13 protein-coding genes and 1 tRNA gene are annotated in these 13,503 nt (G+C 55.2%); 8 read left to right on the forward strand and 6 right to left on the reverse strand.

All coding sequences use genetic code 11. The features are described 5' to 3' along the window. Window positions 1-140 precede the first annotated feature (140 nt). Entirely contained in the window at window positions 141-740 is a 600-nt protein-coding gene (hisB, locus tag ACXJJY_RS07615; RefSeq protein WP_456386648.1) for an imidazoleglycerol-phosphate dehydratase HisB, read from the reverse strand. Between the two features lie 200 nt (window positions 741-940). Between hisB and ACXJJY_RS07620 the strand changes: the two genes are divergently transcribed. The 8 genes from ACXJJY_RS07620 to ACXJJY_RS07655 all read left to right on the forward strand — a co-directional run bounded on the left by ACXJJY_RS07620 (window position 941) and on the right by ACXJJY_RS07655 (window position 8,773). Continuing rightward, window positions 941-1,015, forward strand: a tRNA-Gly gene (locus ACXJJY_RS07620). Between the two features lie 73 nt (window positions 1,016-1,088). Beyond that, window positions 1,089-1,517, forward strand: coding sequence for a 50S ribosomal protein L13 (gene rplM, locus ACXJJY_RS07625; protein ID WP_456386650.1), 429 nt, complete (start codon window positions 1,089-1,091; stop codon window positions 1,515-1,517). A 21-nt stretch (window positions 1,518-1,538) separates the two neighbouring features. Next, complete coding sequence (gene rpsI, locus ACXJJY_RS07630; protein ID WP_456386652.1) at window positions 1,539-1,931, forward strand: 30S ribosomal protein S9; 393 nt, start codon at window positions 1,539-1,541, stop codon at window positions 1,929-1,931. Between the two features lie 120 nt (window positions 1,932-2,051). After that, window positions 2,052-3,092, forward strand: coding sequence for an N-acetyl-gamma-glutamyl-phosphate reductase (gene argC, locus ACXJJY_RS07635; RefSeq protein ID WP_456386654.1), 1,041 nt, complete (start codon window positions 2,052-2,054; stop codon window positions 3,090-3,092). Further along, window positions 3,089-3,871: a tRNA pseudouridine(38-40) synthase TruA gene (gene truA / locus ACXJJY_RS07640; RefSeq protein ID WP_456386656.1), complete on the forward strand. Its 783-nt coding sequence runs from the start codon at window positions 3,089-3,091 to the stop codon at window positions 3,869-3,871. The genes argC and truA overlap by 4 nt, the downstream gene beginning before the upstream one ends. Further along, window positions 3,868-4,509 (forward strand): Maf family protein, encoded by a 642-nt coding sequence (locus tag ACXJJY_RS07645; protein ID WP_456386658.1) that lies wholly within the window; start codon window positions 3,868-3,870, stop codon window positions 4,507-4,509. Before truA ends, ACXJJY_RS07645 begins: the two co-directional genes overlap by 4 nt. A 107-nt stretch (window positions 4,510-4,616) precedes the next feature. Continuing rightward, the gene (locus ACXJJY_RS07650) at window positions 4,617-5,999 is read left to right on the forward strand and encodes a TIGR03013 family XrtA/PEP-CTERM system glycosyltransferase (protein WP_456386660.1); all 1,383 of its coding nucleotides are present in this window, start codon (window positions 4,617-4,619) and stop codon (window positions 5,997-5,999) included. 116 nt (window positions 6,000-6,115) lie between these two features. Next, the gene (locus ACXJJY_RS07655; RefSeq protein WP_456386662.1) at window positions 6,116-8,773 is read left to right on the forward strand and encodes a HEAT repeat domain-containing protein; all 2,658 of its coding nucleotides are present in this window, start codon (window positions 6,116-6,118) and stop codon (window positions 8,771-8,773) included. Between the two features lie 86 nt (window positions 8,774-8,859). Here ACXJJY_RS07655 and ACXJJY_RS07660 read toward each other — a convergent pair whose 3' ends face one another. From ACXJJY_RS07660 to ACXJJY_RS07680, 5 genes are all read right to left on the reverse strand, one after another. Further along, window positions 8,860-9,369, reverse strand: a complete 510-nt coding sequence (locus tag ACXJJY_RS07660; RefSeq protein ID WP_456386664.1) for an Hsp20/alpha crystallin family protein — start codon at window positions 9,367-9,369, stop codon at window positions 8,860-8,862. Window positions 9,370-9,511: 142 nt separating this feature from the next. Then, entirely contained in the window at window positions 9,512-9,976 is a 465-nt protein-coding gene (locus tag ACXJJY_RS07665; RefSeq protein WP_456386666.1) for a phosphate-starvation-inducible PsiE family protein, read from the reverse strand. A gap of 150 nt (window positions 9,977-10,126) precedes the next feature. Then, entirely contained in the window at window positions 10,127-11,233 is a 1,107-nt protein-coding gene (locus ACXJJY_RS07670) for a baeRF3 domain-containing protein (RefSeq protein WP_456386668.1), read from the reverse strand. A gap of 139 nt (window positions 11,234-11,372) precedes the next feature. Next, entirely contained in the window at window positions 11,373-12,317 is a 945-nt protein-coding gene (locus ACXJJY_RS07675) for an ion transporter (RefSeq protein WP_456386670.1), read from the reverse strand. A gap of 5 nt (window positions 12,318-12,322) precedes the next feature. After that, window positions 12,323-13,501: a hypothetical protein gene (locus ACXJJY_RS07680; protein ID WP_456386672.1), complete on the reverse strand. Its 1,179-nt coding sequence runs from the start codon at window positions 13,499-13,501 to the stop codon at window positions 12,323-12,325. Window positions 13,502-13,503: the final 2 nt, after the last annotated feature.

Consider the following 13,503-nt stretch of genomic DNA (forward strand, 5'->3'; position numbering starts at 1 on the left):
TACTCCTGTCGATTCATGGCCTTTTCTCAAGGCAGGTTCCATGGTTCTGGTCTGAAAAAGATAGGCGGTCCAATGTCCCGGGATAAAGCCTGGCTCATCCCGCACCAGCACGGGAAACAAGCCATGGACCAGGGTCGGGACTAAAGCGTCCCCTTGCTGGAAAGCTGCCCGCGCAGTGTTGGGTGGCGGCTCACAGCATGCGACAGTGAGCGGCCAAAGGCCTTGAAGACAGCCTCAAGAATATGATGGCTGTTCTCCCCGTGGAGCAGATCCGCATGGAGTGTCAGACCTCCGTGCAGGGAGACGGCCCGAAAAAATTCCTTGGCAAGAGCCGTATCAAAGTATCCCACTTTCTGGTCCGGAACCGGAACCTCGTAATGAAGACAGGGCCGGTTGGAGACATCAATGCAGACCCGGGCCAGGGTCTCGTCCATGGGCACGTAGGCGTGTCCGTACCGGCATATGCCGGAGAAATCACCCAGGGCCTGTTTCAGGGCCTGACCCAGGCAGATCCCCAGGTCTTCCACGGTGTGATGATCGTCCACCACGGTATCTCCGCGGGCGGTAATTTCGAGATCGAACATGCCGTGAACCGCAAACAAGGTCAGCATGTGATCCATGAACCCCACCCCGGTGTCGATGACGGTGGAACCGCTCCCGTCAAGCACCAGGCTGAGCTGGATATCGGTTTCTCTGGTTCGCCGATGGATATCGGCCCTGCGGTCGACCTGCATGGCCATGGACAGCACGCTCCCTTACAGAAAATTACTTGTTTTTGTTGCCTGGTTTCTTCTGATATACTATTCTCTCTCTCAGAGATTGGCAACAGTTCTTCCCTGGAAGGACAAAGCTGTTTTCTCTTTCCCTGGTTTTATATTTTTTTATTGACAGATTCTCAGACGCCCTGTTATAGTCTTGGGCTGTCACGGAAAACGACTGAGCGGGAATAACTCAGTGGTAGAGTGCAACCTTGCCAAGGTTGAAGTCGCGAGTTCGAATCTCGTTTCCCGCTCCACTGACACTTCAAGGTTCGGACACCGTTCGAACCTTTTTTTGTTATTTTCTTTTTGCAAAGCTGAGGCGCAGCAATGAAAACCTATTATACGCCTGTGGATGAAATCAAACGCAAGTGGTACGTCGTGGATGCCGACGGCAAGGTACTGGGGCGCGTAGCTTCGGAAATTGCCCGCCGTCTGCGCGGCAAGCACAAGCCAACCTTCTGCAACTTTCAGGACAACGGCGATTTTATCGTGGTCATCAACGCGGACAAGGTGCACCTGACCGGCAACAAGTGGGATGACAAGAAGTACTACCGTCATACCGGCTACATGGGTGGCATCAAAGAGCAGAGTGCCAAGGAAGTCCTGGCCAAGAAACCCGAGGAGCTGATCCGCATGGCGGTCAAGGGCATGTTGCCGAAAAACAAGCTTGGCCGCAAGCAGCTCAAAAAGCTCAAGGTGTACGCTGGCAGCGACCATCCCCATCAGGCACAGCAGCCGGAAACCCTGGATATCTGATTCTAACGGAGTACATATATCATGGCGCAGGACACATATTACGCAACCGGCAAACGTAAATCCGCTATTGCCCGGGTCTGGTTAACCCCTGGGAGCGGAAACATTGCTGTCAACCAGCAGCCGCTGGAGGAGTATTTCGGACAGATCTACTTTGAGCCGAAAGTCAACAAGCCCTTCTCCATCACCGAAACCATGGAAAAATATGACGTCAAAGCCACAGTCAGAGGAGGCGGCAAGTCCGCTCAGGTTGACGCTCTGGTTCATGGCATTTCCAAGGCACTGCAGGAGATGAATCCCGATATGCGGATTCCGCTGAAAAAGGCCGGCCTGCTGACCCGTGACCCCCGCGTCAAAGAGCGGAAGAAATACGGTCAGCGTGGTGCCCGCGCCCGCTTCCAGTTCTCCAAGCGTTAAACACAACGGAGCCATTGGTCAGGATATCGCAACCGATATCTTCAGTTTGCGTGTTCAAGGGAATAACGATGCTTCGTTATTCCCTTTTTTTATTTTCAACCTCCACGGAAAAAACAGATCATGATACGAGTGGGAATAGTCGGGGCTTCCGGATACACCGGTGTCGAACTGGCACGGATACTGTCCACCCATCCCGAGGTGGAGATCACCGTCGCCACCTCCAGGACATATGCCGGCAAGCCTCTGTCGGAAGTCTTTCCCAACCTGCGGGATCGAGTCCAGATGGTATGTGAAAACCTGCAGCCCGACGAGCTGAAGGACCGGGCGGACTTCTTTTTTACCGCGGTGCCACATAAAACCGCCATGGATATTGTCCCTCCCCTGCTGGCTGCAGGAAAGAAAGTGGTTGATCTCAGCGCCGATTTCCGGATCCGCGACGTAGCGGTATACGAGCAGTGGTACCAGGCCCATTCCAGCCCGGAGCTGGTCAGGCAGGCGGTCTACGGGCTGCCTGAACTGTACCGGGACCAGATCCGCAAAGCCGACCTGGTGGCCAATCCCGGCTGCTATCCGACCTCGGTGATCCTGGGTCTGGCGCCGCTTGTGCGAAACCATCTCATCGACCCGGGTACACTGATCATCGACTCCAAATCCGGCACCACCGGAGCCGGACGTTCCGCTGCGGTGGCCACCCTGTACTGTGAAGTGGCCGATGGATTCCGACCCTACAAGGTCGGCGGCAGCCACCGGCACATACCGGAAATGGAACAGGAGCTGAGCGCTCTTTCCGGCAGCCGGGTAACCATCTCTTTCACCCCCCATCTCCTGCCGGTCAACCGGGGTATCCTCTCCACCATGTACGCCCGGCTGGAGAAGTCGATGACAACACAGGCACTGCAGGAGCTCTATGAAACCACCTATGGCGACGAGTACTTTGTCCGGATCTGTCCGCAGCCGGCCCTGCCAGCCACCCAGCATGTCCGGGGCAGCAACTGCTGCGACCTGGCTGTGCGCCTGGACGAACGTGCCGGCCGGGTCATTGTCATGGCTGCCATAGACAATATCGTAAAAGGTGCTTCCGGCCAGGCGGTCCAGAACATGAACCTGATGCTGGGCCTTGCCGAAAACACCGGACTTGAGAGCGCACCCTTTTTTCCGTGAGCGGAGAAGAGCGAAACATCAGACTCTGCCTTGCCTATGACGGCACCGGTTACTCTGGCTGGCAGCGACAGCCCGAGGGCCGCACCATTCAGGCCACTGTGGAGGCCTGTCTGGAACGCATGACCGGAGAGAAGGTCACCCTCCACGGGGCTGGCCGGACCGATGCCGGGGTCCACGCTCTCGGCATGGTGGCCAACTTCCATACCCGCACCTCTATCCCTGTACACGGACTGTGGCGGGGCCTCAACTCCATGCTGCCGGCCGACATACGGATCCTGAAGGCCCTGGAGGCCGATCCCAAGTTCCACAGCCGCTACAGCGCCACCGGCAAGGCGTACAGGTATGACCTCTATACCGGGCCTGTCCAACAGCCCACCAGGAGGCTGTATGAAACCCATGTCCCCTCCCACTTTGCCCTGGAACCGGTCCTGCGCTGCCTGGCGCTGCTCAGGGGCAGCCACGACTTCTCGAGCTTCGAGGCCAGTGGTTCCCGCGATCCGGCCTGTACAAACGGACGGGGAGCCGTGCGGACCCTGTTTCACTGCTCCTGCACCCCGGGAACAGAGCCGGAAAACTGGAGTTTTCGCTTTCTGGGCGATGGTTTTCTCCGCCACATGGTGCGCAATCTGGTCGGCACCCTGCTACTGGTGGCCCGGGGCCAGATGACCACGGACGAGTTTTCAACAATTCTCCAGGCAAGGGACCGCAACCTGGCCGGCCCCACAGCCCCGGCCCGTGGACTTTTCCTGGAACAGGTTTTCTATGGTCCCCTGCCGTGATACCCGCTGTTTCCCAACCTGACGGCCCCTTCCGCAGCACCGCCTCCCTCATCCTGGCCTCGGGTTCCCCCAGGCGTCAGGAGTTTCTCAAAAATCTCGGCCTTGATTTCCAGGTCCTGCCGGCGGTCATCGACGAAACTCCGGAGCCCGGAGAGAACAGTGAGCACTTCGCCCGGCGCATGGCCCTGGAAAAGGCCTGCCAGGTGGCCGAAATCCATCCAGAAAGCTATATCATCAGTGCTGACACCGTGGTCACAATCCAAGGCCGAATCCTGGGCAAACCTGCCAATGGTAAAGAGGCTCTGGCCATGCTCACTGCCCTCCAGGACACGACCCATACGGTGATCACCGGCCTCTGCCTCCATCACCGGGAAAAAGGAATCACTGAACTGCAGACCTGCAGCACCGAGGTCACCTTTGCCCGCTTCCCGCAAACAGTACTGCGGGCCTACGTGGCCACCGAAGAACCTTTCGACAAGGCCGGAGGATACGGCATCCAGGGCATCGGCGGTTTTCTGGTCAGGCATATCCGGGGCTCCTGCTCCAATGTCATCGGCCTGCCGGTCAGCCAACTTGTCACGCTCCTGCTCCACCACCAGGTTGTCGCTCCCTGCCCCTCCCGAGAGGATTCCCTGTGATTTCCTTGACATCTGGACCAGAGCTATGCTATCCAATATATAGTAAATTTTCTTTCTTTCTCAGTGGCTAAATAAATTCTCGCGCTCTCTGCTGCCGCCTACGGTCGATGCCCTATATTCTCAATAAATATTACCCGGTCCGTAACATTATCTTCTTCCTCGGCGAAGGGTTACTCATCTTTCTCACCATCAATTTAGTCTATATTGCGTTCAGCGGCTGGGGACTCTTCCTCGACCAGTTTTTTCTCGACACCCTGCGGGCGCTGGTTGTCACCATTATCTTTCAACTCTCCCTTTACTTCTTTGACCTCTATGACCTGAGTTGGGTCACGACTCCTCTGGATACCTTTATCCGCATGGTCCAGGCCTTCGGGGTTGGCTGCGTCATCCTGGCAGGGATCTACTACACCTTCCCCCCCATGGTGATCTCCACAGTCGTGTTCTGGACCAGTTACTGGGTGATCTGCGCTCTTCTGCTGGGCTGGCGGGTGCTCTACTACATGGTTCTCAAGAAAAGGCTTTTCTCCCGGCCGATCATCATGATCGGCACCGGTAAAATTGCCTCGGAAATCGCGAGAGAGATTGAAGGGAGGGCGGATTCGGGCTATAAAATCGCCTCGTTTATCGGCAACTCCCTGCCCCACTACAACCCCAACCAGGTTTCTGTCCTGCCCCGGTCCAGCCCTCTCTTGTCCCTGTGTCATGCCCACGAGGCCAAACGGATCATCGTGGCTCTGGATGACCGACGCGGTACCATGCCCGTCGAGCAACTGCTGGAATGCAAACTGCAGGGTATCGCCATAGAGGAAGGAATAACCTTCTATGAATCCATCACCGGCAAGATCCTGGTGGAAAACGTCAACCCGGCCTGGCTCATCTTCTCCGAAGGATTCCAGAAAAGCCGGATTCGCTACCTGATAAAACGAGTCCTGGATATTGTTCTTTCGGTCGTCGGCCTGACGGCTTCCCTGCCGGTCACCATCCCCATCGCTGCCCTTATCAAGCTTGAATCACCCGGCCCCATATTCTATCTCCAGGAACGGGTTGGGGAGAAAGGCCGCGTCTTCAAGGTGATCAAGTTCCGCTCCATGCGTCAGGACGCTGAGAAGGACGGAGCGGTGTGGGCCCGACAAAACGACAGCCGGGTGACACGGGTGGGTGGCTTTATCCGCAAGGTGCGCATTGATGAAATTCCCCAGATGTTGAATGTTCTCAAGGGAGAAATGAGCTTTGTCGGCCCCCGGCCTGAACGGCCCATGTTTGTCGAACGCCTCACCGAGTCCATCCCCTATTACTCCCTGCGCCATTCGGTAAAGCCCGGTATCACCGGCTGGGCCCAGGTCTGCTATCCCTATGGCGCCTCGGAAGAAGATGCCCTGCGCAAGCTGGAGTATGATCTCTATTACATAAAGAATCTCTCCATCTTCATCGACCTGCTGGTCATCTTCAGAACCATAAAAACGGTGCTCTTTCAAAAAGGTTCCCGATGATGAACAGTTCATCAGCCGCAGACAACAAAACCCTGATACCTCCCCTGCTTCAACTTCCCCTGAGGTTCTACTCGGCGATACGCACTGTGGGCATATACCCACCGGACAATCCCCAGGTGCAAAAAAATATCGAAAGCCTGCAGGCCTGCCTGGATGCGCTTTTCACAGATCATGCCGACGCAGTGGTCATCGGAGTTTCCGGCCAGAAGATGCTGGTCAATGACTTTGTTCTGCCCGAGAAAGACCAGAAACGTCCCCACATCAAAGGATTGGTCTCTCTCATGTCTCACCTGCAGATCGATTCGGTCTCCTTTCTTCCCGGCATAACAAGGGACGAATGCGAGACTCTGTTGAAAGAAATGGCCAAGGGCACTTCCACCCAGCACATCTTCTCCACCTCAGGTTTATCTCTTCGCGAGCTTTCCTTGAGGCATATCACTATCGATGGCAAACGATACCTTGCCCTGCAAAATGATGAGCAGGCATCAGTCACCACAAACCCGATCAGGGTCGACCCAGCAAAAGATCAGGCTGGCACACAGAAACCCGGAGAGAGGCTCTCCCGCCTGCTTGACGGAGACCTGGACGTGCTGAAAGAACCAGCCTGCAGCTCGACTCTGCCGGCTCACCTGGCAATGCTAATGGATAACAACCAGGAACGTGAAGCCGACCGTCTGCTGGGACAACTGGTTATCGGGCTCCAGGACGTCAATGCCGAAGTTCGTCAACACGCCGGGCAGGCCCTGGCTGAGACAACCAAATTTCTCAACCTGAACCAGGACTGGCACCGAACCGAAAAACTGCTGCCGGCCCTGGAGGAAACTCTTGCCCTGGACACCACAGATGAAGAAACGGCCCGGACCCTGATTATCAACCTGGGCCCTTTCATTGCCCATCTCATTGACAGTGGACGTTACGAAGCAGCCCATGATATCCTCCAGCGGCTTCACGACACAATCCTGGGCCGGGTTGACGGAAAATCTCTCCTCGGAGCGCTGGAACGGACCCGGCAAACCATTGCAACCCCATCCAGACTTGAGTGGCTGACTGAAGAATACCTGCACCAGAAAGAGCGCCGACGGAAAGCAGGTAAACTCCTCAGCGTTCTGGGCCGGTCGGCAGCCGGCTGGCTTATAGATATTCTGGGACAAAGCCAGGAACGTTCTGAACGCCGACTGCTGCTCGCCCTGCTCCTGGAAATCGGCTCTGGAGCCCAGAGCGAGCTCCTGTGCCGGCTCAAAAAGGATGCACCCTGGTACCTTCTTCGCAACATCATCAGGCTTCTTGGTGAGGTGGGGGATGGATCATGCATGGACGCCATACTGCCCTACTTCTCCCACAAGGACCTGCGGGTCAAAAAAGAGGTCCTGGTCGCTGCCGGCAATATTGGCGGACCAAAACTCAACGACTTTCTTCTCCACGCGCTGCAACATGGTCCCCGGCAGCTGATCGGCACCGTAATCACCCTGATCGGGGAAACTGAAAACGAGCGTTTCGCCACCCCTTTGTGCGAACTCCTTGAACGTAATCCATTCAACGACCCGCATCATCGGAACGAACTTGAAAAAAGAATATGCAGAGCCCTGGGTAGAATCGGGTCAAAAAAAGCGATCCCGGCTCTAAAGAAAATCCTGGATCTGAAAAAAACGCCGGAATCAGTCTCAGATAAAGTCCGCGAAACAGCTGAGATTGCCCTGGCCCGTATTATGGCAAAAAACCGTTCCAGCGAAAAAGACTCTTCAGGAACGGGCAAATCGGACACCTTCAGGCAGGTTGCAGAAAACGGCATTCAGGGCCGGGAACAGCAAATTTTTTCCCTCGCAGCAAGCGGCGAAACGGACAAGGCCAAAAAGAAACTGGTCGACCTCATTCTTACCTGCGCCCGCAATCACGATTTTGCCAACGCCGAGCGCCTCAGGGATCGAATCTATGAAATAGATCCCCTGGCACTAAAAGAAATAATTCGGACTGGAGAGATTATAGAACAGGAAAAAGCCGACGCCATCAATAAAGATCACCTCGAAGTATGGGCCGATTTGATGGACGAGCTTACGTCGGAAGAGTTTGCCGCCATCTATCATGAACTGGAAGAACGTAACTTCCAGCCAGAAGAGATCATAGTGTCACAGGGTGAAAAAAACGACGAACTGTTCTTTATCAACCAGGGCAACATAAGGGTTTCCTACCTCCAGGGCGATCGAGAACTGTTCATCAAGACACTTGGCAGCGGAGAACTGGCCGGAGAAAACTTTTTCAACGCCTCGCTCTGGACCGTTACCCTGACAGCCCTGACTCCGGTGCGACTCTCTGTATTACGGCGAAAAAGCTTTGCCCGCTGGCACGAGGAGTTTCCGGGTCTGGAATCGAAGCTACAGGACTTTTACAACCGTTTCAACGATATCCAGTCAATGCTGAGGAAGAAAAACCTGGATCGTCGCACCAGCCGCCGCTACGAACACTCATGCAAAATCCAGGTCCAGATGATCGATGCCCAGGGAAAAAAACTGGGCCGGGCTTTCAGAGGCAGCCTCAGCGATATTTCCCGCGGCGGTCTTGCCTTTCTGGTCCGTATCTCGAAAAAAGAAAACGGTCGCCTGCTCCTTGGGCGGACAATGCGCCTCTCCATTCCAACCAGCGATTCCGACGAGATTATGCATGTCACCGGCACGGTAATCGGAGTCCAGCCTTTCCATCTACCGGAAAGTGACTATTCCATCCATATCAGGTTCAACAAAGATCTTGACCGGGAAACCCTCCAGAGGATCCTCGGCTGAGCCTCAATCGTCATAGACCAAAAAGGGGCACTTTGCAAAAAAGTGCCCCTGATTTTATCCATTCCTCCGGGCCTGATATGAAGGGATTACTTGATGGGAACCTGACGGACCCTTGAGCGGGCCTTTTTTCGCTTAGGCAGCTCGATCCGCAGAACTCCCTTCCGATACCGGGCCTTGGCCTTGCCCGGCTCGACCGAAACCGGCAAAGGTATGGCCCGCTCAAAAGAACCATAGGCACATTCCACCAGATGGTACTGCCCCACGGTGGATTCGTGCTCGACCTTCTTCTCTCCACGGATCAACAAAATATCATCCACCACCTCGATATCGAAATCATCCCGTTTCATTCCGGGCATTTCTACCCGAACAACCACCCGGTCCGAATCATCAAAAACCTCTGCCGCCAGGATTCCCCAGCCGACATTCCTGCGGTTGCTTTCCACCAGGGCAATCTCATCCCCGCCCCTGACAGCCTTGCCAGGCAGAGAAAAACGGGTTATGGCGCCGTATGCACGCCTGGTAAGGGCCCGCCAGCCCTCGACCATACTGTCCCAAACCTGCCCTATCCCCTGACGAATCTGAGTCAACGTTGCCATGATTCCACCTCCAATACCGATACATTCCAACCGCGTTTTTTACTTTCACCGAACCGCGCTTGACCTGCGTCACGGAGAAACCCCTCAGGTTCAAAAATATGTCTCCAGAGGCAGGACGTCAAGTACTGACAGGAAATGGAGCTCAGCAGGAAGAAATCTGCTTTTCCCTGTGTTCCCGTTCCCGAATCAGCCAGAAGACGATTCCAAGGGAGAGCACACAAAGGGCCAGAGCGGCCAGGCTTCCGGCCCCAAGTGAGTTCACATCCAGGATAATGAATTTTCTTGCCAGGGCCAGCAGGGCGATGAGCAGGACGGTTTTCACCTGAACCACATGATTTTTCCGTTCCAGGACCTTGATAATGGAATGCTTGAACTCCATGGCAATGAGCAGGGTCATGATCATTCCGAAGATATTCTTGAACACCTCATGATCCAGGGGATCGAGCATCCCTGTAATCAGCAGGTCATAGACATCCACGGCCAGCCGGACAAAGGCGATCAGGACTATAACCGCTATCAGCCCGGTGAGTCCCAGGGAAATGACCTGTTCATATTTTTCATAGATTCCAAGCAGTCCAGACTCTTTCTCTTTGTGTTTCTCTTCCAATGCGACTCCTCCGTATGTGACCGACCGCTCACGGTTTGCCCGGGACAGGAGCAGCTGGCCCGGGTATCTTGGTATCCCTTGACACAGCAACAGGTCGGAAGACATCCGGCCTGCCTGTGCACTCTTCAAGACCCATGGACAACAGGAGGATCAATACCTGGTGGACAGGATGATCCGATCATACTTTTCGAGTTTTCCAGGCCCGACAAAATAGGATTCTCCCCCCTGGGAGAGAACCATTTCAACAACATCATCTACCGCGTCCTCATGGAACTCGGCCTCTTCTTCAGGTTTTTCCTCGCCGAGGACCAGGAAGACGTTGTTCTTGACACTCCAGCCCTTTTCCCGGTAATCACGCTCGGCCAGCAGAACGCGCCCCTCCTTCATGGCCGCCACTGTCCAGACCTCCTGGATACCGGAAACATACCGCAACCGATCAATATCCTCCTGCATGTTGTCAACCAGCTGGTTTTCCCACTTCTCCTGGAATTCCTGGTAGATTTCCGCCACCCGCTCCTGGATTTCAGAGACCCGGGCGTCATCGAAACTACCCTGGATCTCGCCGATGATCTTGTCCGGCCTTCGGGTGGTCTCCTTGAAATAGCTAAGCAGCCGGGCGTCGCCGATGACGACCAGCGGCCGGTTCATGGGGGTGAAAATCCGAATAAAATGGTCCACATCACGGACATATTTCTTCAGGGCATCGGTCTCGACTTTTTCCGGATCAATGGCGCCGTCCTTTTTCATCTTGATAACGTCATCCACCCCTCCGGGAATGGCACTGGTCAGAAATTCCTGGATTTCAGGACCATAGGCGTTAAAAAAACGGGTTTTCTTCTTGCTGAGCAAAATCACATCATACTGGAAGCTGCGGTTGACTGTCATCAGCAGGTCACGAATCTCAAAGGAAGTGTCCACCGTGGTCTTACTGGTAATTTGAAAAGGGAAATAAAGGATTTCATATTCATTTTCAGAAACAAAAATCCCGATCCCATGCAGAAAACCGGTAAAATCAACATCGTCCATGCCCTGCCGCATCTTTTCATCCAGCATTCGCACCACCCGCTTGGGGTAGCCCCGCTCATCAAGAGTCGCCACTACCTTTTTTATCTCATCCTTGAGCGCTATCTTAAGCGCCGTGTTTTCCGTGGTCCTCGACTCGTTACCAATGATTATCGAAATTGCCGGATCTTCCTTCTTGTTCAGCAGGTCAACAAGCTTCTCCTGAATGGTTATCGCCTTGTTCGCAAAATTCATGGCTGTCCCTCCTCTTCAGAAAGTGAAACATGGTTGAAAAACACACTGTTTCCAAAAACCAGCATTAATGCTGACAGCCTGCAGGCAGTGAACTGGCCGTTGGCTGGCACAGGGGCCAGATCCCGGAAAATTCCATCCCTCAAGCCCTGGCCCCGGGATCACCTGCTCCACTGCTGTCCTGGTGTTTGCGCAGCCACTGCTGTTCCCTCTGCTGCACCTGGCTGATAATCAACTCGGCCTTGTCCCGATTGATACCAAGCTCCTGCCGATCCCGTTCGAGCTGGCCCATATCCTCACTGGAAAGATGGCCGTCGTCCTGGAGCAGCTGTTCCACCTCGGACTGAAACCGCTCCCGCCGCAGCCGCAGCTGCTCGGTGAAACCGGAGGCAATGATACCGGCGGGCAGGGAGACCAACCCGACCCCGACCACAGTGATCAGGGTGGCAAATATTTTTCCCTGCACAGTGACCGGGGTCACGTCTCCATAGCCAACGGTGGTCAGGGTAACAATAGCCCACCACATGGCGTGGGGAATGGAACCAAATGCTTCTGGCTGCACCTGATGTTCAAAGGTATAGATACCCACTGAGGCGAATATCAAAATAATAAACATCAACATGACCGAAACCAAGAGCGATTCTGCCTCATCGCGCAGAACATCGGCCAACAGATCAAAGGCGAGAGAATAACGGGTCAGCTTTAACAACCGGGTGAGCTGCAGAAGCATGAGTATCGGCGTCTGCTGCCCCCCGGCCAGCATGATCAGGGACGGCAGAAAGGAAAACAGATCCACCAGCCCCATGAACGAGGTAAGATAACGGACCCGGCTGCTCCAGGGCGAACGCAGGGGGTACTGTTCGGGGGCCGTCCAGATCCTGAGCAGATATTCGACCATGAACGTCAGACTGGCCACGACCTCCACCGCCCCCAGCAGACGACCGAAACGTATCTCCACCGCAGGTTCGGAGGTGAGAACCAGGGCAATGGAACTGGAAAAGATGACAACTACCATAAAGACGGTAGAACCCCGCTGTAGAGAGCCGGGCGCCTGGTGGCTCAGCATGTCAAAGAGTTTTTTTCGCATGCGTTCTACGTCTCCTCTGTATAGACAAGCACAGCCTTGAGATCGTGCTCCTCCTCAAGGTTCCCGCCCAGGGACGAGGCCAGGATACCGAAGGTCGCCATAAGCTTGGCAAAATGGACCATGGGCAGGTCCTGGTCGCCCAGGCCGGCCCAGCCGGCCAGAACCCCGTCCGGCAGGAGACAGATGACCCCAAGTGATACTATAAACAGATTGATCCAGAAAGAAACCATGCCGACCAGCAGGGTCCCGAACAGGACGATCCGTGAGCGAACCGCCTGCTCCATCATCCGGTCAGACCGGCCAACTCCCTGAAGATTCTGCCCGAAATAGAGCGACAGGGTGGCTGCCAGCAGGACTAAAGCAAGGATCAGGTCCAGCCAGCCGGAACGGATGGCCGCCCCCATTTCCCAGGCCTCTGCGCTCAAAAAGAGAAAGATAATGGATACCGCGGTGGCGGCCGTGAACCGTCCCAGATGGAGCATCATCAGCCAGGAGCGAAAAAGAAGGATATCTTTGGCCAGCGCCACGCCTTCACGGAGGAGCACCTGAAGATAAAAGCGCCAGACACTGGTGGCGGCGGTCGAGGTCTCTTCCAGCCGAGGATCGGCAATATTCTGAAGATAGGCCCCGATATTTTTCTTTTCTTCCACACTCCAGTCCAGGGGCTCATCACCACTCCAGAACTCGCGGGGCCGCATCACGGAGTCTTCGTTATGATCAAGTCCCCAGAGATGCCCGAGGATATGCCGGCAGAGGGCAAGCATTGCTCGGTCAATGACCTGCCTGTCGCTGTTTTCCAGCAGCCGGGAGAGGGTCACCACCCCGGTTTCCAGCATGCTGGAAGGTACGCCGCTTACTGTCTGGTCAAACCTGGCCTTGAGGGGCAGGGAGCTGAAGACCAGGAGAAAATCCAGCCCGTATTCGATCTTGATGTCCGAACCGAACTCAAGCAGTTCCAGGGGGTCCAGGGGCAGATCCCGAGGAAAATCCCGTCGTGACATGAGACGGATCGACCACGCAAATTCAGAAAAATCCCGCTGCAGAGTGCGCACAAGCGTATCCCGCAGCCATGCAACCCGCTGCTGTACCTCCGGACTTTCGCCGCCGTCGAGCACAAAGCCTATGGTTACCGGAGGGAGGTTGCCCGGACTTTCTGGTGGACATTGGGATGTGTTCTCGCTCACGA

The organism is Desulfolithobacter sp., assembly GCF_054025815.1.